General features: G+C 58.0%; 14 protein-coding genes. 10 read left to right on the top strand and 4 right to left on the bottom strand.

The window, feature by feature from the left end; genetic code table 11:
* Positions 1 to 2 precede the first annotated feature (2 nt).
* On the top strand, positions 3 to 860 hold the full coding sequence (locus CSV91_RS06130) for a class II fructose-bisphosphate aldolase (RefSeq protein WP_022095149.1): 858 nt from the start codon (positions 3 to 5) through the stop codon (positions 858 to 860).
* A gap of 818 nt (positions 861 to 1678) precedes the next feature.
* Here the strand turns inward: CSV91_RS06130 and vsr are convergent.
* The gene (gene vsr, locus CSV91_RS06125; protein ID WP_099432193.1) at positions 1679 to 2668 is read right to left on the bottom strand and encodes a DNA mismatch endonuclease Vsr; all 990 of its coding nucleotides are present in this window, start codon (positions 2666 to 2668) and stop codon (positions 1679 to 1681) included.
* Between the two features lie 148 nt (positions 2669 to 2816).
* On the opposite strand from vsr, the gene CSV91_RS06120 reads away from it, so the two are divergent.
* Positions 2817 to 3602, top strand: a complete 786-nt coding sequence (locus CSV91_RS06120; protein WP_099432192.1) for an ABC transporter ATP-binding protein — start codon at positions 2817 to 2819, stop codon at positions 3600 to 3602.
* Positions 3592 to 5829: an ABC transporter permease gene (locus CSV91_RS06115; protein WP_099432191.1), complete on the top strand. Its 2238-nt coding sequence runs from the start codon at positions 3592 to 3594 to the stop codon at positions 5827 to 5829. The genes CSV91_RS06120 and CSV91_RS06115 overlap by 11 nt, the downstream gene beginning before the upstream one ends.
* A 329-nt stretch (positions 5830 to 6158) precedes the next feature.
* On the opposite strand, the gene CSV91_RS06110 is transcribed toward CSV91_RS06115, so the two are convergent.
* Positions 6159 to 7124 (bottom strand): response regulator transcription factor, encoded by a 966-nt coding sequence (locus CSV91_RS06110; RefSeq protein WP_099432190.1) that lies wholly within the window; start codon positions 7122 to 7124, stop codon positions 6159 to 6161.
* A 330-nt stretch (positions 7125 to 7454) separates the two neighbouring features.
* Here CSV91_RS06110 and ptcA point away from each other — a divergent pair, with 330 nt between their 5' ends.
* From ptcA to CSV91_RS06085, 4 genes are all read left to right on the top strand, one after another.
* Positions 7455 to 8528, top strand: coding sequence for a putrescine carbamoyltransferase (gene ptcA, locus CSV91_RS06105; protein ID WP_099432189.1), 1074 nt, complete (start codon positions 7455 to 7457; stop codon positions 8526 to 8528).
* Positions 8529 to 8661: 133 nt separating this feature from the next.
* Positions 8662 to 10101 (top strand): APC family permease, encoded by a 1440-nt coding sequence (locus CSV91_RS06100; protein ID WP_099432188.1) that lies wholly within the window; start codon positions 8662 to 8664, stop codon positions 10099 to 10101.
* 367 nt (positions 10102 to 10468) lie between these two features.
* The gene (locus CSV91_RS06095; protein ID WP_099432187.1) at positions 10469 to 11674 is read left to right on the top strand and encodes an agmatine deiminase family protein; all 1206 of its coding nucleotides are present in this window, start codon (positions 10469 to 10471) and stop codon (positions 11672 to 11674) included.
* A 500-nt stretch (positions 11675 to 12174) separates the two neighbouring features.
* The gene (locus tag CSV91_RS06085; RefSeq protein ID WP_099432185.1) at positions 12175 to 13572 is read left to right on the top strand and encodes an APC family permease; all 1398 of its coding nucleotides are present in this window, start codon (positions 12175 to 12177) and stop codon (positions 13570 to 13572) included.
* Positions 13573 to 13667: 95 nt separating this feature from the next.
* On the opposite strand, the gene CSV91_RS10045 is transcribed toward CSV91_RS06085, so the two are convergent.
* Positions 13668 to 13859: a hypothetical protein gene (locus tag CSV91_RS10045; RefSeq protein WP_157758004.1), complete on the bottom strand. Its 192-nt coding sequence runs from the start codon at positions 13857 to 13859 to the stop codon at positions 13668 to 13670.
* A 90-nt stretch (positions 13860 to 13949) separates the two neighbouring features.
* Here CSV91_RS10045 and CSV91_RS06080 point away from each other — a divergent pair, with 90 nt between their 5' ends.
* The 3 genes from CSV91_RS06080 to CSV91_RS06070 all read left to right on the top strand — a co-directional run bounded on the left by CSV91_RS06080 (position 13950) and on the right by CSV91_RS06070 (position 18348).
* Positions 13950 to 14942: a LuxR C-terminal-related transcriptional regulator gene (locus tag CSV91_RS06080; protein ID WP_157758003.1), complete on the top strand. Its 993-nt coding sequence runs from the start codon at positions 13950 to 13952 to the stop codon at positions 14940 to 14942.
* A 307-nt stretch (positions 14943 to 15249) separates the two neighbouring features.
* Positions 15250 to 16878: an amidohydrolase gene (locus CSV91_RS06075; protein WP_099432183.1), complete on the top strand. Its 1629-nt coding sequence runs from the start codon at positions 15250 to 15252 to the stop codon at positions 16876 to 16878.
* Positions 16879 to 16965: 87 nt separating this feature from the next.
* Complete coding sequence (locus CSV91_RS06070) at positions 16966 to 18348, top strand: MATE family efflux transporter (RefSeq protein WP_099432182.1); 1383 nt, start codon at positions 16966 to 16968, stop codon at positions 18346 to 18348.
* Positions 18349 to 18486: 138 nt separating this feature from the next.
* Here the strand turns inward: CSV91_RS06070 and CSV91_RS06065 are convergent, their stop codons facing one another.
* Entirely contained in the window at positions 18487 to 19122 is a 636-nt protein-coding gene (locus CSV91_RS06065) for a helix-turn-helix transcriptional regulator (RefSeq protein ID WP_157758002.1), read from the bottom strand.
* Positions 19123 to 19295 lie beyond the last annotated feature (173 nt).

Here is a 19295-nt window from a genome sequence, read left to right as displayed (position 1 = left end):
TCATGGCACTTGTTACCACCGAAAAGATGCTCAAGGACGCTCAGGCCGGCCACTACGCCGTTGGCGCGTTCAACGTCGAGAACCTCGAGTTTGTTATGGCTGTTCTGGCCGCTGCCGAGGAGACCAAGTCCCCCGTCATCATGCAGACCACCCCGGGCACCATTAAGACCGCTGGCCTGGATTACTTCTACGGCATGGTCAAGGCTGCCGCCGAGCGCGCTTCCGTGCCCGTCGCCCTGCACCTCGATCACGGCGATGGCTATGACCGCTGCATGCAGGCTTTCCGCACTGGCTACACCTCCGTTATGATCGACGGTTCGCACGAGTCCTTCGAGGACAACATCGCCCTGACCAAGTCCGTCGCCGACGCTGGCCGCGCCATGGGCGTGCCCGTCGAGGCCGAGCTCGGTAAGGTTGGCGGCAAGGAGGACGACGGTCCCGCAGTTGAGGGCGAGAGCCCCTACACCGATCCGGCCGAGGCCAAGGAGTTTGTTGAGCGCACCGGCTGCACCTCGCTCGCTATTGGCGTTGGCACCAGCCACGGCGTGTACACGAGCGATCCGCACATCGAGCAGTCCGTGGTCAAGGCCATCCGCGACGCCGTCGACGTGCCGCTGGTTCTGCACGGCACCTCCGGTGTGCCCGATGAGCAGGTTGCCGAGGCTGTGAAGAACGGCATCTGCAAGGTCAACTACGCCACCGAGCTGCGTCAGGCCTACACCAAGGGCTTCATGGCCTACATGGCCGAGAACCCCGCCTGCTTCGATCCCAAGAAGCCGGCCAAGGAGGGCATGCGTGAGATCACCGAGCTGGTTAAGATCCGCATGACCAACCTCAACTCTGTGGGCAAAGCAGAGTAACAACAAGGGTACTCCGACTCAAAATAGATCCCGGGGAGGGATGAGGGCTTAGTTCCCCAATCGTCCTCGGGCATGCAAAAAGCCTCGCTGCGCACTTCGTGCGGCGAGGCTTTTTGCCCCCTGCGGAAAGATTGGGGAACTAAGCCCTCGTCCCTCCCAGCTTGACCTACTCGAGGCCGTCGCCCTTGTGGCGTTAGGTCTGAAAATAATAAGAAGCGTTGGCAACGGGGGCCTTCGCGCTGCGGAATGATTTTGGAAACTAAGTACGGGACCCGCCCAAACCGTCCTGCTCAATCGCCCTTGTGGCGTTGGGGCGGAAAGGATGGGGCGCGCGGGGCGCTTTGTTGATGAGGGGTTAGTATGCCCTTGCTTGGTTGGGGAATGCTTTGTCTAGCGACGCCTGGAGCTTTTTCAATGAGGCCTGCAGGTTGAGGCTTTGATCGGTTGAGCGTTTTTGCTGTGAGGTGGGGGAGTCGAGGAGGCCGTTTCTCTGTGTCGGGGGGAAGGAGAAAAGGTTTGCATGTTTTAGGGATGGCTGCTGTGCTGCGTCATTGGAAGAATGCATGCTTATGCGGCCTCCTCGATGTCCACCAAAAGGTTGCGCACGGGGTGTGCTGCTAGGTCCCGTGCGTTGGCAGTATTATGCCGCGGCTGCCGCAAAGAAGCGCTAAAGAAAGGCTTAACCTGGTTTGGTGTTACGATGAAACTGCAGGTCAGAGGTATTGAGTAACACTCTTGAAAGGTTTTGGGCTTAAGGGCTTTCTAAGGTTTGTGACGTGGATGTGGCGCGGACGTACGGAGCGTGTGAATGCACGCTGTTAGCGCTGCGGCTCTGCGGCGCGCACCTGCTCGATGACCTTTTCCATCGTGGCGTCGATGCGGTCTTTTTTGAGCTCGCATTCCCAGATGGTTATGGGTGTCCAGCCCATTTGAGTGAGTGCTGCCACGGCAGCGCGGTCGCGCTCGACGTTGCGACGGAACTTTGCCTCCCAAAACTCAACGTTGCGCTTGGGCTGGCTCGGATTGCACTTGGGGCAGCGATGCCAAAAGCAACCGTTGACAAAGATGGCGATCTTGCGGCCGGGGAAGGCGATGTCGGGCTTGCCGGGAACCTTCCATTCCAAGCGATAACCCGTAAGGCCCGCGGCCCGTAGACGCTGACGTACGAGCAGCTCGGGCTTAGTATTGGCGCGCTTGTTGCCCTTCATGGACTTTTTGATGGCGGCGCGACGGCGGACGAGTTCGCGCTCGTCGGCGGAAAGGTCCGAGGTGTCGATGCCGTCGAGCAGACCGGGCTTGGGACGCTTTTTGCTGCGGCGCTTGGGTGCGCGCTTGGGTTTGGTGGTGGGGTGTTCGGTCGTGGCGGCCTCGGCATCTTTGGCAGTGCTGCTTGCCTCAAGCCGATCTTCCTTTAATTCAATCAGAGCATCGATAAGCCCCTTGTCGGCGGGCATCCACTCAACGGTGGCAAGCGAGGTGCGCGGAATCCAACGGATATCGAGCTGACGGTCGTGCTTCTGGGGCTCGTCGGACTCTTTAGCCAGCGAGCAGTAGTAGCACTCCATGGAGAGATGGAAATCGGGGTAGTCGTACTCAACGGTGTAGAAATCGCGTAGGTTGGTGACTTTTACCTGCAGCTCTTCCATGAGCTCGCGGCGCACGGCGTCTTCGGGTGTCTCGCCGCGCATGAGCTTGCCACCGGGGAACTCCCAAAGTCCCTGCATGTCGCCATAGCCGCGCTGCACGGCAAGTAGCTCGTCGGATCCTTCCTTGCGAATGATCCCAGCGGCAACATGAACAGTCTTCAACAGGAGTCCTCTCTCAACATCAACAAGTGACAGGGTAGCTACCCCTACCTTACACAACGGTAAGGCAAGCGTAAGCCATATCGATGGTAGCCGACTCGTCTTCTTGCGACTATAGATGCCGTAGACTAATCGCAAGAAAGGACTCGGTATGCAAACCACGCACATGGCGACCCCGGTACTGGAGGTCGCGCATCTCGAAAAGGTATATGGAGCGCTGGGCAACGTGACCCGCGCGCTCAACGATGTCAACTTTACGGTCAACCGCGGCGAATTCGTTGGCATCATGGGCGCTTCGGGCTCGGGCAAGTCGACGTTGCTCAACTGCGTGTCGACCATCGATAGCGCCACAAGTGGCACGATCCGCATCAACGGGCAGGACGTGACGCGCATGAAGCAGGCTAAGCTTTCGCAGTTCCGCCGCGAGGAGCTCGGCTTTATCTTCCAGGACTCCAACCTGCTCGATACGCTCACGGCACGCGAGAACATCGCCCTGCCGCTCACCATCGCCCGCACAAACTCGGCCGAAATCTCGACCCGCGTGCAGGATGTGGCCGCGCGTCTGTCTATTAGCCAGGTGCTCGACAAGTATCCCTACCAGATGTCCGGCGGTCAGCAGCAGCGCGTTGCCGCGGCTCGCGCGCTCGTCACCGACCCCACTATGATTATGGCCGACGAGCCCACCGGCGCCCTCGACTCTAAAAGCGCCCGCCTGCTGCTCGAGAGCCTAGAGGCCCTCAACCGCCGCCTGCGCGCCACCGTGCTCATGGTCACGCATGACAGCTTTGCTGCTAGCTACACAAGCCGCGTGCTGTTTATCCGCGACGGCAAGATCTTTACCGAGCTGCGCCGCGGTGACACCGACCGCCGAGAGTTCTTCGACCGTATTATGGAGGTCGTTGCCATGATGGGCGGTGAGGGCTCCGATGCTCTGTAAACTCGCTTGGGGCAACGTTCGCCGCGCCGGCCGCGACTACCTCGTCTACCTTTTGACGCTCACCCTGGGCGTCACCGTATTCTATGCCTTTAACACCGTTTCGATGCAGGTCGATATTGCCGGCATTGAGGAGGAGGGCCTATCCGAGCTCATGGGTACCATGCTCGGCTACCTCACGTACTTTTTGGCCGGCGTCATGGCCTTTTTGATGGTGTATGCCAATAACTTCATCATGAAACGCCGCAAGAAGGAGTTTGGCCTGTACCAGGTGCTCGGCATGGGGCGCGGGCGCGTCGCCACGATCATGGCGCTCGAGACGGTGATCGTTTCGGTCGGCGCCTTTGTCGCCGGTATTGTGCTGGGCGTGGGGCTCTCCCAGCTCATGACGTTCTTTACGGCCTCGCTCTTTAAGACGCAGATCGCCAATTTCCGCTTCTTTTTCTCGGTGCATGCGTTCAACCTGACCCTGGCCTGCATGCTCGTAATGTTTGTGCTCACGCTGCTGCTGAACCTTCGCGCCGTGCGTCGTACCAAACTCATCGAGCTTATGGGTGCCGAGCGTCGCAACGAGAGCATCAAGACGCGCAATCCCTGGATCGCGATTGCCATCTTTGCTGTGGGCGTGGTGCTTGTGGGCGTGGCCTATTACCGTCTGCTACGTGATGGGTTCCCGCTAACCGAGACGGGCGACAAGCTGGACGGGGCAATGAGCCAGTTTGGCATCACCACGGCCATGGTCACGGTAGGCACCTTTGCCCTGTTCTGGGGACTCTCGGGCATGCTTATCAAGCTGCTGCAGAGCTTGCGCGGCGTGTATTGGCGCGGCCTCAACATGTTTACTGTGCGCCAGCTTGCGGCCAAGGTCAACACGGTGTGCTTTTCGATGGGCGTCATCGCGATGATTCTGTTTTTGGCCATTACCTCGGTGACCTGCGGTATGTCGATTGCCAACGTGATGAACGAGAATCTGGAGCGCTATAACCCTGTTGACGTGTCTCAGACGTATGTCTATTACACGCCCGAAACGCTCGACTACTACAAGGAGTATGTCAATCCGTCTGAGGCCGATCGCATGGTGCTGGCCGATGCAACGGTCGATTTGTACGCTGCATGGCATGGCGATCGTAAAGATCCCGATAACGTTGCAGACGGTATTAAGGGCAAGTCGGCGGACAACAACGACGAGACCGGCAAAAAGGTCAATATCGCCGATGTTGCCGGTGAGCATGTGCAGATCGATTCGTATCTGAGTTACCCGCTTGGCGGCTCGGGCCCCTCGGTGGTGGCGGGTGAGATGTGCAAGGCCATGGGCGAAAAGCTTCCCAAGGCGCTCGAGGGAAGCAACGCCGATGCGATGGGTCTGTATGTGACGCCGGCGAGCCAGTACAACAAACTGCGCCAGATGATGGGCGAGGAGCCGGTGAGCATTGGCCGGGACCAGTACTTGCTTACGTGTGATATGGGTGGTGAGCTGGGCGACCTGTACACCAAATACATGGCCGGCGGCCATACCCTCACCTTGGGCGGGCATGAGCTCAAGCCCGCAACCGATAAGTCGGACGAGGACACGGCGGCCATCGCCAACTCGGCGATGGGCAGCAATCCCGGTACCGTGGTCGTAGCCGATGAGCTGCTGTCCCAGCTTAATCTGCAGCCGTATTCCAGTAATCTGCTCGTTAACTACAAGCAGGGGATGGATGTGACCAAGGCAGACGAGAGCATTAAATACACCATGCTCGACATTCTGCTCGTTGACGGCAAGGAGCCGGGGGGATGGGGAGTCTTCATCACGCGTTCCGAGATGTACACGCAAGCAGCGCAGATGAACGGCATGATTAGCTATCTAGCCATCTACATTGGCTTTGTGCTGGTCGTTGCATGTGCGGCGATTCTGTCGATCCAGCAGCTCTCCAATGTGGCCGACGGCAGCCGCAGCTATCGTGTGCTGGCACAGATCGGCTGTGACGACCGTCAGATCCGGCATTCGGTGATGGCGCAGCAAGCGGTGTTCTTCCTGTTCCCGCTGGCAGTGGGCTTGGCGCACTCCTTTGTGGCGCTCAAGGTGATCATCGAGCTGGTGAGCGTATTCGGCGATATGAGCATCGCCGGCACCGTGGGCCTCACCTGCGCGATTTTCCTGGCGGCCTATGGTGGCTACTTCCTGGTAACGTACCTCATGAGCGCCGGCATGGTACAAGCTGCCATCGCCACCCGCTACAGCGAGTAACAAGCGGGCAAAACCGTCGCAAAATCAGAGTGAATAACCGCCGCGAAGGGAGTCCAGCTCCCTTTGCGGCGGTATTTTGCGTATCTAGAGCATCTCAGATGCAAGTGAGTAGGCTTTTTTGGATCTGCCGAGCACATCGCGGCAAGTGCTCAATAAAATCGCAGGTCAGGGCTGTGGCGTTTTGAGGTGTGCTCGGCATTCCGCCAAAAGCCTACTCACTTGGTTTTACTGCTAGAAAACCGCCGCGAGGGAAAGTAGCTCCCTCGCGGCGGTTTTTGGCGTTTGCCCAGATAAAACCTGCCAAAATAAACCTGTCCCTTTTTGGCAGGTTATCGCTTCCAGAAGTGGAGGATGAGCGTGGTGCGGTTTTGCTGTTCGGTTTTGACCAGGATGTTGTGGATGTGAGTCTTGACGGTGCCCACGGCAAGGAATAGCTCGTCAGCAATCTCTTGGTTCGACTTGCCCAGCACAACAAGGCGCATGACTTCGGTCTCACGGTTGGAGAGCCTGTAGGCGTTACGATAGAAGGGCATTTGCTCTTCGATGTGTCGATCAAGATCGCTGACGTTCTTTTCCTCGGGCGCCTCCTGCATGCGGATTGAAAGCACGTGGTAGGAGTAGATAATCAGCAGAATTGCAAAGTAGCACGCAAAGACGTTTTCGCTAAAGTTGCGCTCGGACAGATATAGCTGCAGCCAAGAGGGCGCCAGACTCATGGGGACGACAAGGATGTTGTAGAAATCCTCGGCAACGATGCAACCGACCAGGATGGCGCCGATAATCAGGTGCTTTCGCTGGTTGTTGACGCGTGCCTTCAGCTCAACCTTTGTACTCTTATGAGCCGTCCAACAGATATACAGTCCCACAAAGACAAGGAATACCTGACGCATCGTGTAGTAGAGCCACTGATGCATGGGGCCGGAGGGGACAGCGATGATAATCAGCGACTCGCACAGCAAAAACGTTAAGACGGGGATAACGAACTGCTTTTTAGAATGTTTGTCGAGCAAGTCCATGGCAATCAGCCAAATAAAAGCCTGTGAAGCGGTCGCCACAAGGGTCCGCATTACAGGCATGGTAATTGCGTAATAGTCATTGGCCGGAAAACTTCGGTTTTGCAACGTGTATTCAAAAAAGAAGATCTCGGTCATCTCGATGGCGTAGCAAATAAAAACGCCGCCGCCATAGATAAAGAAGCGTCGACGGGACGAGGCATAGGCGGCAAGCGAAAGCACTGCCGTCACAATACAGATCACGAGTATTGCTAGGGTATAGAAGAACATGAGTGTGTCCATCTGTCACCGTCCTGTCTCATTTGATCTCTTATAGAGCCCGCTATATCCCCCGGGTATACATGCCTCAGCCGTTCGTTCCATTGCGGATTAAACGCCAAGATACAGCATAGCCGTATACCGTTCACGGTTCCAGACGGTAAACCCCCTGTAAACTCTTGACCTGCGGGTTTATATTGGATTAGAGAGGGTGTAACTCCGTGAACGGTCTTTAATCCCGAATAAACTAGGTAAAAATTGCATACGGGTGAATGATGGTCTTGTCAACACGAGGCGTGATGTTCGAGCGCCTCATAGTTAATAGTCGGCAAGACCGGCGGAAAGGAAATCGACATGGCACTGCCTAAGGATTTCATCGACACCAACGACTTCACCAAAGAGCAGATCCTGGCTATCGAGGATCTTGGCCTGGCAATGAAGAAGGCCATCAAGGTTGACGGTTATTATCCGCACCTGCTCCGCAACAAGAGCCTTGGCATGATCTTCCAGCAGGTCTCCACCCGCACCCGTCTTTCCTTCGAGACCGCTATGACCGACCTCGGCGGCCATGCTCAGTTCTATGGCCCTGGCACCATCCAGCTCGGCGGTCACGAGTCCCTGGGCGACACCGCTCGCGTTATGGGCTCGCTGCTCGACATCATGATGGCTCGCGTTGACCGTCACAAGGACGTCGTCGGCCTCGCCGAGGGCTCCGCTGTGCCCGTCATCAATGGCATGTCCGAGTTCAACCATCCCACGCAGGAGATGGGCGACCTCATGACCATGCTCGAGAACCTCCCCGAGGGCAAGAAGATTGAGGACTGCACCCTGGCCTTCATCGGCGACGCCACCCAGGTCTGCGTCTCCCTCATGTTCATCGCCTCCAAGATCGGCATGAAGTTTGTCCAGTTTGGACCTAAGGGCCACCAGATCCCCGACGGCGGCCTGCACGTCGGCACCGTCGAGGAGCGCGCCGAGTTCGGCAAGCAGATGATGGCCATCGCCGAGGAGAACTGCAAGGTTTCCGGCGGCTCGGTTGTTATCTCCGACGACATCGAGTGCATCAAGGGCGCCGACTTCATCTACACCGACGTGTGGTATGGCCTGTACGACGAGGAGGTCTCGGGCGAGAACTACATGGACGTGTTCTATCCCAAGTATCAGGTCACCATGGATATGATGAACTTCGCCGGCCCCAACTCCAAGTTCATGCACTGCCTGCCGGCCACCCGCAACGAGGAGGTCGTCGACGAGGTCATGGACGATCCCGAGCGCTCCCTGTGCTGGGTCGAGGCCGAGAACCGCAAGCACTCCATCCGTGCTCTCCTTGCCGCCCTGGGCAAGCGCACCCCGCTCAACGACGAGGGTGTCGAGTACTCTGCCAAGGCTGAGCTCCACGCCGCTCTCGAGGCTCTCGAGCAGCTCTAAGCCTCAAGGCTTCTAAAAGCACGTTTGCGGGCGGCGGATGCTCGTCTCCTGTCGCCCGCTCACCGAGGCCCAAGCAATTGCCTTAATACCTTAGGGCCTCGGATCTGTCCAAGACTGAGCGAAGGAGCTCATCATGAGCGACGGAAAGAAAAAGCTTTCCTTCTTGACGGTCATTTCGACCATCATCTGCGTCGTCTTCGTTTGCGAGGCCGCCGCACCTGCTGCCGCCATTGGCAACCAGCAGTTCTTCTGGTGGATCTTCCTGATCCTGACCTTCCTGCTTCCCTATGGCATGGTTGTCGCCGAGCTCGGCACCACCTATGACGGCGAGGGCGGCATTTACGACTGGGTACGCGATGGCCTGGGCGACAAGTGGGGCGCCCGCATTTCGTATTACTACTGGGTCAACTACCCGCTGTGGATCGCCTCGCTGGCCACCATGTTCCCCGACATCCTGGGCATGGTCTTTGGCGTCGAGTTCAACCTGATTGCCAAGATGGGTATCGAACTTGCCTTTGTGTGGATCGTCTACCTTATGGGCCGCTCCAAGGCTGCCGACTCCGAGTGGGTCCTCAACGGTGGCGCCATTATCAAGGTCGCCGTTGCCGTTATCGTTGGCGCTTTGGGCATCTGGTATGCCATGGAGAACGGTTTTGCGAACGACATGTCCGCTGCCACCTTCCTGCCCGAGCTTACCAACACCAACGCTCTTGGCTACCTGTCCATCATCATCTTTAACTTCATGGGCTTCGAGGTCATCTGCACCATGACCGACGACATGGCCGATCCCGCTCGCGATATTCCCAAGGCTATCATCGTCGGTGGCGTGGCTATCGCCGTCATCTACCTGTTCGCCGGCTTCGGCATCGGCGCCGCCGTGCCGGCCGACTCCATCGACCCCGACTACGGCATGATCGTCGCAGTCCAGACCATGGTGGGCGACTCCATGATCTTCAAGGTCATCTGCATCGCCTTCCTGATCACCCTGTTCGCCAACATGGCTGCTTGGTCCTTCGGCGTCAACTCTGTTGCTCGCTATGCTGCTGAGCACGGCAACATGCCCAAGGTCTTCGCCTCGATGATCTCGGATGACGACATGCCCAACGGCGCCAACCTGGTCAACGCTGTCGTTGCCTCCCTGGTTCTCTGCCTGCAGCTGGTGCCCATCGACGCCATCTCCAACGGTGTCTTCTGGATGCTCTTCGGCACCTCCGTCGTCTTCCTGCTGCTCACCTACATCCCGATGTTCCCGGCGTTCCTCAACCTTCGTAAGAACGACCCCAACCGTGAGCGCATCTTCACGTTCCCGTTCAAGGGCGCGATGATGAAGGTCATGCTGGCCATCCCCTGCATCGAGCTGGTTCTTGCCATCGTTGCCACGCTGATCCCGTTCTCCGCTGCTGAAATTGGCGACAAGGTCCCGATGATCGTCATCTTCATCGTGCTCGTGCTCATCGGCGAGGTCGTCCGCGTCGTCAGCGCCAAGGGCCGCAAGGAAGAGTACAAGGGTCTGACCCCTGAGCTCGCAGCCCAGCGTCTCGCTGAGGAGGCCGCCGAGGCCGAGGAGAACTAGAGCACCCGGTTCTGGGGCTCCAACCCTCCTCGTGTACCAACGCGCGCTTCGTCGGGCTTGTCGCTCCCGACTCCGGGCACTCCGGCCTCTTTGGAGGCGTGCCCAAGCGACAGGTTTGCTAACCATTCCCTGGGGTGGGTGTGAGCTATTGCTCCGGTAACCACCGCCCACCCCAATCTCTCTTCCGTATCCTTCGTGCGTTCTGTCTCCGCGCACCGGGTTACGTCGTCGCTTGCCGGTGCGACTCCGTGAAAACCGGCGCCGGGCGCCCCGACCTTTGCCGGGGAACGGGCGCCTACCATCTCTTGGTTTTAGGCTGCGGGTAACCCGCCCGCAGCAAACGATCGTTCGATTTGGAGGAAATCTTATGCGTACGATCACCGAGTCCGAGTCCACCCCCAAGGCCGACGGCTTCTTTATGCCCGCCGAGTTCGCCCCGCAGGATCGCGTGTGGATGGGCTGGCCCCACCGCACCGACACCTGGGCCCACGGCGCCAAGCCTGCTCAGAAGCAGTATGCCGCCATCGCCCGCGCCATCTCCGAGTTCACCCCGGTCTATATGTGCGCCAACCAGGTCGACTATGCCAACTGCAAGGCCGTCTTCGAGAACGACGAGAACGTCACCGTCATCGAGATGACCACCGACGACGCCTGGTTCCGCGACACCGCCGCCACCTACGTCATCAACGGCAAGGGCGAGAAGCGCGCCAACCACTGGCACTTCAACGCCTACGGCGGCCTCGTCGACGGCCTGTACTTCCCGTGGGACAAGGACGAGCAGATCGCCCTCAAGATGGCTGAGCTCTCCGGCTGCCGCCGCTATCGTCCCGACGACATGATCCTCGAGGGCGGCTCCATCACCGTCGACGGCGAGGGCACCCTTGTCGTTACCGACCAGTGCCTGCTTTCCCCCGGCCGCACCTGCTCTGCAGTGCTCGAGGAGGAAGAGGACCCCGAGTCCATCTGGCCTAAGTACCACAAGAAGTTCGAGCCCTGGAGCGAGGAGCTTCGCGAGTACATGAACGAGCACCTCAAGGACTACCTGGGTGTCGAGAAGGTCATCTGGGTCAAGGAGGGCATCGACCCCGAGGAGACCAACGGCCACATCGATGACGTCGCTACGTTCATTGCCCCGGGCGTCATGGCCTGCATCTGGACCGACGATCCCGAGTACCCGTTCTATGATCAGTGCCACGCTGCCTACGAGACCCTCTCCAACGCCGTTGACGCCAAGGGCCGCAAGCTGAAGGTCTACAAGCTCTGCATGCCCGTGAACCCGCTGTTCATGGACCAGGCTTCCTGCGACACCATCGACGCCGACGAGAACGCCGAGCCGCGCGTTCCCGACGAGCCGCTGATCGCTTCCTACATGAACTACCTGGTCACCAACCACGGCGTTATCGTCCCGCAGTACGGCGACGAGAACGACCAGCTGGCCGTTGACACGCTCCAGAAGATCTATGACGAGGTCTGGGGCGAGGGCGTCTACAAGTGCGTCGGCGTTCAGTCCGAGCAGGTCGTCTTCGGCGGCGGCAATATCCACTGCATTACCCAGCAGGAGCCGTCGGCTTAATCGTCTGGCTTTCCGAGGCACCCCATCTCGCCGCTCAAGCCGTCGCTCGCGTACCAAAGTACGCTTCGCTCCTCTTTCGCGGCGACCTGGGGCACCTCGAAAACCCAGTCGATCAATCGGACAGGGACTACCTGATTGATTGGTTGGGTTTTCTTTGGGCACTCCGTTGCCTCCACATCGGAGTGCCTTTTTCTTTGATTGAATACGCGTCTGATCTGGGATTTATTGCGGGTTAGGCCAATTGTTCGCTTGAATTTCCCAGGTCAGACGCGTATTCAATTGCTGATAGTTTCCGGTTGCGAGCGCGACCGTTTTGATCGGAGTATCTATGTACCAGCGTATCGTTATCTACACGCGCCTGTTCCGCGAGCGTTGGTCCAACAATTGCATCCTCTCCTCTCTTTGGGATGGCACCTGTACCGGTGACGCGGCCTGCAACCCTACCTTGGGCTGCGCCTTCGGTACAGATGCCATCCTTTTTGCTGTAGGGGGAGCGTGCCGTGGCAGGTAAAAAGTTCTCCCTGTTCGAGGTCATCCTCTCGGTTATCTGCGTTGTCTTTACCATCGAGGCGGCTGCTCCGGCATCTGCCATGGGTAACGTGCAGTTCTTCTGGTGGATCTTCCTCATCATTACGTTTTTGCTTCCCTATGGCCTGGTGGTGGCCGAGCTGGGTACGGCGTTCGATTCCGAGGGCGGCCTGTACGACTGGGTTCGCCTGGGCTTGGGCGACCGTTGGGGCGCACGCTGCTCCTGGTGCTACTGGGTCAACTTTCCACTGTGGGTGGCAAGTATCGCCTGCATGTTCCCCAGTGTTATCAATGCGGTATGGGGCATCGAATTTTCGCTTGGGGTCCGAATTGCCATCGAGCTTGCCTTTGTGTGGGGCGTCACGGTCATGGCAATGCAGCCGGTGGCCGAGGCCGATTGGGTCATGGATGGCGGCGCCGTCATCAAGGTGCTCATTACCGCCGTGGTGGGAATCGTCGGCATCTGGTTTGCCTGCAACAACGGCTTTGCCAACGATATGTCGTTTAAGACCTTTGTCCCCAATCTGGGAGACACTAACTCACTGACGTATCTTTCGATCATCCTATTCAACTTTATGGGCTTTGAGGTGGTCGCGACCTTTGCCAGCACGATGAAGAACCCGTCGCGCGATATTCCCAAGGCGGTTATCGCCGGTGGCGTTGCCATTGCGGCAATTTACATCATTTGCGGCATCGGCATTGGGGCTGCGGTTCCCACCGAGCAGCTTTCGCTCGATTCGGGCATTGTGGACGCGGTTGCCGCCATGGTGGGGCGCAGCCACCCGCTGACGATGATTGTGGGCATGGCCTTTTTGGTGACGCTGTTCGCCAACATGATCTGCTGGAGTTTTGGCGTCAACAACGTGGCGAGCTATGCCGCGCGCCATGGCAACATGCCGCGTCCCTTTGCGCTGGTGTCCAAGAAGACCGGCATGCCCAACGGCTCGGCACTCATTAACGGTTGCTTTGCCAGCTTGGTGCTGCTACTTCAGATTCCACTGGGTGAGGGTTCCGACGTTTTTTGGGTCTTCTTTTCGATGAACGTCGTCTTTCTGCTCATGAGCTATATCCCGATGTTCCCGGCGTTTTGGCGCCTGCGCAAATACGACGACCGCCCGCGCGTGTTTCGCGCGCCCTTCGAGGGCAAGGTGCTTGCGGTAGCGCTTGCGGTGCCGGTGATAGAACTCGTGCTTTCGATTGTTGCGACAATCGTGCCGCTTAACAGCTCGCCCGCCGAGATGTCAAAGTTGCCGATCCTCATGGGTGTGGTGATCGGCGTGTTGCTGGGCGAGGTTTCGCGCCTCATATCGCGCCGCGGCCGCAGTGTCGACAATCCCGGCGTTGGCGTGTGTGGAAAACGCAAATCGTGAGGGGGTTCGGTTCGACAGCGCGGGACTCAAAACCGGAGTTGCTTCCGAGTTAACAAATTGCTGCGAGGATTACTGCGGCAATCGTGAAGGTTATGCTAGCAGTTGTGCTGCTCGATATCAGAGGAGAGTTTAGGCGCAAAGTAGGGGACATGGCCCAGGTAGGGGCAGCTGTCGTTGCGTTCATCAACGATGCAAGGAACATCATCGTAGGTCATGGTCGAACCGATCTTGGCGATGGCCTTGGCGGCAGGCGCGACAATAATCTTGAGCGGTGCAATCGGTGCCATGGCCTCTCCTTTCGATCTTGGTATTCGTTCGATGTTTCTACCATAACCGTAATGCAGAATCAAGCTGGTTGTGCGCGGAATGAGGGTAGTATGAGCTTCGCATTCTTTATCTACACGATTCTTGTCATGGGCGTTGGATTGGTGACGGCATCTACTGCGCTCGTAATATGGCTCATGACTCGTCGACGCGATTGTTTGGTGGCGGCCGCGGGCTTCCTTCTCTATATCTTCGATATGTCGGTGATCTTCTTTGATGAGTACAACCGGCTCAAATATGACTATGTGGTGACGTTTAATGAGCCGCTTCAACATCCGTTACTGCGCTGCGCGCTGGGCGTGGCGATTCTTGCGTGCGTATGGCTTTGGGTAACGTTTCGCTTACACGATGAGGTGACCGTTAAGCGCGTTGCCGCATATGTCGTACCGATCGCCGTGCTTCAGCTTGCTCTGGTGCCTCGTACTGGCTTTGCGGGCCAGGTTCAGCAATATCTTTTTTGGCTTTCGCGCGATTTGGGAATGGCATTCTGCTTGGTATATGCTTACGCCTGCTATCGCAAGACGGAGAATAGGGCTGAGCGGCTCGATCTTGAGCGCTCTCGGACGTTCTTTCGCATAGCCTGCGTGCTTACCGTGATGGTGGTTATCGAAGATACCTATATGATCCTATTCTGCACGCCTGACGTTGACAACGTGATGGTGAGCGCCTTTTTATGGTATCTGGGCGAGCGGAATATCTCAGAGAATTTATTGTTTGTGGCTGCAGCCGTTCAGCTATTTAAACAGTTCAGCCATATCTTACGTGTGTTCTCGCGTCACCCTCGTGCCGATGAAGAGGTAGCGACAGAGCGCCGTGATGCACGGGAGGACCTTGTCTCGCGTGTTGTGATTTTCTCGGACGAGCATGGGCTTTCAAAGCGTGAACAGGAAGTGCTTACACTCGTATTGCGTGGACTCGATGTCCAAAATATTGCTAACGAACTTGTGATTAGTCCGGGTACCGTCAAGGCTCACCTGCATCGCATCTATGTAAAGAGCGAAGTCAAGGCGCGTGACGACTTGATTGAGACATTCTGGCGCTCGTAAGGCTGGAGTGGTTCGGCTGACAGCGTATCGCAGACCACTTGGCGTAATGAAGCGACAATAAACTTTGACAATAAAATACCTGCTCAGACGTGTAAACCTGCTTAACCCGTCCGTTCGCTCGCTTCCATCTTGGCAGCTTGTGCAGGAGGTGCGTCAATGGGTGTTGACACGGGGCGTAGGGCGCTGGACAGACTCCCGACCGCTCGTAGGCACGTGTCATGTAGGGAGCGACAAATGCTCCCTCACCGATTGGGCGCGTCGTATCGTGGCGCTCATCCATTGTCCTGTAACGTCTGAGGAGGCTCATATGGACAAAGCGGATTTAGTCATCAAAAGTAATGCTGTGTTCACTGGTGACGGGCTGGCCCCGTTCAAGGGCGGCGTTGCCGTCGCAGGTGACAGGATTGTTGCGTGCGGCGAGGATAAGTACCTCGACGCTTTTATCGGGCCCGATACCGAGGTGCGCGACTATGGCGATAAGCTCGTCATGCCTGGCATCATCGACTCACACACTCACTATGCCCAGGGCGCCTTTGTGTCCGATCCCGATTTCGCCGTCAATCTCATCGATTGCACAAGCTTTGAGCAGTGTATGGAACGCGTGCAGGCGTTTGCCGAAGACCACCCGAACAACGAGTGGATCGTGGGCTATCAGGTTATTCAGTTCCAGTGGGACGTGCCCGAGATGCCTACGGCAGCAATGATCGATGAGTACATTTCGGACCGTCCGGTCTTTTTGCAGCAGGTTGACGTGCACACGTTTAGTGCCAACACCTGCGCAATCGAGAAAATCGGCATTACTGCTGAAACGCCAGACCCATCAGGCGGCAAGATTCTTAGGGATGAAGCTGGCAACCCCACTGGGGTCTTCTCGAATAACGCGGGAGCCCTTTTCTTGGATGAGGTATACAATCCTGCCCCCGAGGTGGCTAGTGCTTCCTTTGCCAAGACCGCGCATCGTGCCAACGCTCTCGGTATTACGACAGTCGGCATGGTTAACCCCACTTTTGTGAGCATGGATAACCCCTATAAATTCCTCGCGGAACTCAACCGCAAGGGCGAACATCCGTTGCGCGTGTTCATGTACACAGACCTTTTTGAGAACGAGGCCATGACGCTCGAGGAGATTCGGGCGAAATACGACTTCCCGGGCACGCAAGTTGAGTGGCATGGCTTTAAGCAGTTCATTGACGGCGTGTGTTCCGATCATACTGCTTGGATGCTCGAGCCCTATGCTAATGCTCCCGAGACCTGTGGCGAGCCGGCTGAGGAACCGGAGCGTGTGCGCAAAGCCATCCTTAAAGCGCTTGAGTGGGGTGTCGACACGCGCATCCATGCCATAGGCGATCGTTCCGTACGCTTTATCCTGGACTGCTTCGAAGAGGGTGAGAAGCGTTACGGTCTTATGGGCTGTCGTCACTCCATGGAGCACAACGAGACTGTTCAACCTGAGGATTTGCCGCGCTATGCGGAGCTCGGCGTCTGTCCGGCCATGCAGCCGTGGCATATGCTGCTTGATATGGCCGACTTGGCAAAGGACGACGCCGTTGGTCCCGAGCGCGCGGCGCTCTCGTGGCCAATTCATAGCCTGCTCGCGAGCGGTGCCTGCGTGCATCTGGGCTCCGACTTTCCGGTCGTGGGGCTTGAGCCTATGGAGGAAGTCTATGGAGCGGTCTACCGCATGCTCGAGGATGGATCTAATCCTGAGGGTTGGTTCCCCGAGGAGCGAATCACCATGGCCGAGGCCCTGCGCGCATACACCTACGGCGCTGCCTACGCTATGCATGCTGAGGACCGCATCGGCACACTCGCCTGCGGCAAGCAAGCCGACATCTGCGTACTCGACCGCAATCTCTTTACCTGCGAGCCGGCAGAGGTGCTCGAGGCTACCGCAGCCCTCACGATGATCGCCGGCAAGGTGGTCTTTGAGGCATAGCGCCATCGCTTGGCCGGGCGGCTTGGCGCCAGTTGTCAGCCGCCTGACATCCATTCAGCACTACTCTCTCAAGGAAAGGGGAGAACAATGGCAGAAGAAGTAACCGCTGCCGTGGAGGAGGAGCGCGAGCTCGCCTCCCAACCGATTCCCGGCCTGGTGCGTAAGTACACCATCGTCACCGGCCAGGGCATGCTCGCCCAGATCATCATGGTGGTCCTCGAGGGCCTCGTGATGGGTTGGGGCCTGGGTGCCCACGGCCTGGCCTGCGTCTCGATCATCATGTCGGTCGAGTACATCAACCTGGCCTTTGGCAACCTGTTTGGCACCGGCGTGCCCGCCGTGGTGGGCAACCTTTTGGGTGCCGGCGACATTAAGGGCGCAAGCAAGGCTTTTAGCCAGGGCTTTTGGCTCACCACGATTGTGAGTGTGCTGCTTGCTGTGGTGATGGCCGTGTTTACCGAGCCCATCTGCGCATTCTTTGGCGCCACGCCCGACATCATGGCCGATACCGTTGCCGGCGTGCGCACCTTCGCCGTGCTGCTGCCGCTCACGGTCATTGGCCAGATGGTCACCGCTGTGATGCGTGTGGACGAGAAAGTACAGATTCAGGCCAACCTCATGACCGTTTCGGCCATCGTCGCCATCTGCTGGCTCGCGCTTTCCACGTTTGTGCTCAAGTTTGGCGTTATGGGCGCCGGCGTGTACTACGGGCTTTCCATCGGTATCTGGGCCATCGGTATCTTCTGGTTCATCGGGGGCAAAAAGTCCCAGCTCCAGATTAGCCTGGCCGACCTTAAGCTCGACCTCGCCGTCTGCGGCCAGATCCTCAAGATCGGCTTCCCGTTCTTCCTGGTCCAGGGCGCGACCTTTATCTTTAACACAGTTGCCAACTCGCTTTTGGGCTCGCTCGGCGGCGACATGGGCTCGCTCTACATCGCAGCCTTTGGCGTGATCAACGGCTACATCCTCTACATCACCATGATGGTTGCCCAGTGCTTCTCCTATGGCCTGCAGCCCATCGCTGCCTTCAACGCCGGTGCAAAGGCTTGGGCACGCCTTAAGGAGACGCTCTCCTGCACGCTTAAGTACCAGGTTGTGACGCTGGCGCTGGTCACCGTCGCGCTCTGGCTTGCCGCCACGCCGGTGTGCGCCTTCTTTGCCGGCAGCGATCCTGCGCTCGTTGAGGTTGCCGCCAACGCCACGCGTACCGTCATCCTGGCTGTTGCCCTGGGCTATCTTGCCATGACCATGTCGATATATTTCCAGGCGGTCGAGAAGGTTGGTGTCGCCACGTTTACCGGCCTGCTTCGCTATGTGATCTGCTCGGTGCCGCTTATGTACCTCCTCGGCAACATGATGGGTGTTGAGGGCGTGTGGATCGCCCTGGTGGTGGCCGACGCCATTACCGGCATCATCTCCATTGCGCTCGCCGCGCACGAGTCCAAGCGCCTGAGCGGGCTTCCCGCGTAGCCAACGCGCGCTTGCGACACATGACAGCGACTGTTTAATGCAAGCCGCCGCAGATGCTCCCAAGGCGTCTGCGGCGGTTCTTTGCAACGAGGTTCAAATAGGCAATCTACCAGCGCTACTTTCAAATTAAAGGCCGGCTTATGATTGTTCTCGAACCAATGCCATGAGGCCCAGGCGGTTTTTGACGCCGAGCTTGTGATAGAGGGCGTTGACATGCTTTTTTACGGTCGACTCCGAGATATAGAGCTCCTCGGCCATTTCGCGGTTGGTCTTGCCGGCAAGCATCATCTTGAGCACCTCTGCCTCGCGGGGGAGGACTTCGAGCTCGCTGATGAGCGCCTCTAAGGGGTTCTCGCAAGCTTGCTGTGCGGTGCTCTGCGCAAGGATCCCGTACAGGCGCAGGCTCAGGTGCCGCGCGAGCTGGCGTAGGGCTTCGAGCTCTTCGTCCGAAAAATCCCCCGCTTCTCGTGCGCGAAACAGCGTGAGCGACCCCAGGGATGTGCCCCCGTGCGCGAGCGTGGCAGTGCAGCCATAGTAGATGCCGAGCGGCTTCATCCACTCCTGATAGATGGGCGTTGCGTTGCGGCGCTCGACATCCACGAGGTCCAGGTCGCGATAAACATGCACGTTGTGAACGTCAAAGCTCCAAAGGGTGTAGTCAAAGGCGGCATAGCGTTCGTAGTAGCTCTCGAGCTGGTCTTCTGCCATGCCACGGGCAACGGGGCTTACGAATTCTGTCTGTCCGTGTGTGCCGGCGCGTGCGATATCAAACATCGAGGCCCGGTGCGATATCACCTGATTAACTCTATCAAGAAGCCCGGCTTGAAGCGTGGCGAAGTCGCCGCAGCCATGAATCCATAAGGCGCATTTGTTGAGGGCGGACCAGCGGCTCCCGTGGATCTCATCGGGGTTAAAGCGGGTATGCGTGGTATTGGTCATGGATGTCC

The sequence above is a fragment of the Collinsella aerofaciens genome (genome assembly GCF_002736145.1).
GTDB lineage: Bacteria > Actinomycetota > Coriobacteriia > Coriobacteriales > Coriobacteriaceae > Collinsella > Collinsella aerofaciens_A.
The sequence above is the reverse complement of the archived record's forward strand: the minus strand, read 5'-3'. Positions and strand labels throughout refer to the sequence as shown.

Excerpts from the sequence above, each read along its gene's own strand:
- CSV91_RS06130 (WP_022095149.1), top strand. The coding sequence starts at position 3 with ATGGCACTTGTTACCACCGAAAAGATGCTCAAGGACGCTCAGGCCGGC.
- CSV91_RS06120 (WP_099432192.1), top strand. The coding sequence starts at position 2,817 with ATGCAAACCACGCACATGGCGACCCCGGTACTGGAGGTCGCGCATCTC.
- CSV91_RS06115 (WP_099432191.1), top strand. The coding sequence starts at position 3,592 with ATGCTCTGTAAACTCGCTTGGGGCAACGTTCGCCGCGCCGGCCGCGAC.
- CSV91_RS06110 (WP_099432190.1), bottom strand. The coding sequence starts at position 7,124 with ATGGACACACTCATGTTCTTCTATACCCTAGCAATACTCGTGATCTGT.
- ptcA (WP_099432189.1), top strand. The coding sequence starts at position 7,455 with ATGGCACTGCCTAAGGATTTCATCGACACCAACGACTTCACCAAAGAG.
- CSV91_RS06100 (WP_099432188.1), top strand. The coding sequence starts at position 8,662 with ATGAGCGACGGAAAGAAAAAGCTTTCCTTCTTGACGGTCATTTCGACC.
- CSV91_RS06095 (WP_099432187.1), top strand. The coding sequence starts at position 10,469 with ATGCGTACGATCACCGAGTCCGAGTCCACCCCCAAGGCCGACGGCTTC.
- CSV91_RS10045 (WP_157758004.1), bottom strand. The coding sequence starts at position 13,859 with ATGGCACCGATTGCACCGCTCAAGATTATTGTCGCGCCTGCCGCCAAG.
- CSV91_RS06080 (WP_157758003.1), top strand. The coding sequence starts at position 13,950 with ATGAGCTTCGCATTCTTTATCTACACGATTCTTGTCATGGGCGTTGGA.
- CSV91_RS06075 (WP_099432183.1), top strand. The coding sequence starts at position 15,250 with ATGGACAAAGCGGATTTAGTCATCAAAAGTAATGCTGTGTTCACTGGT.
- CSV91_RS06070 (WP_099432182.1), top strand. The coding sequence starts at position 16,966 with ATGGCAGAAGAAGTAACCGCTGCCGTGGAGGAGGAGCGCGAGCTCGCC.
- CSV91_RS06065 (WP_157758002.1), bottom strand. The coding sequence starts at position 19,122 with ATGTTTGATATCGCACGCGCCGGCACACACGGACAGACAGAATTCGTA.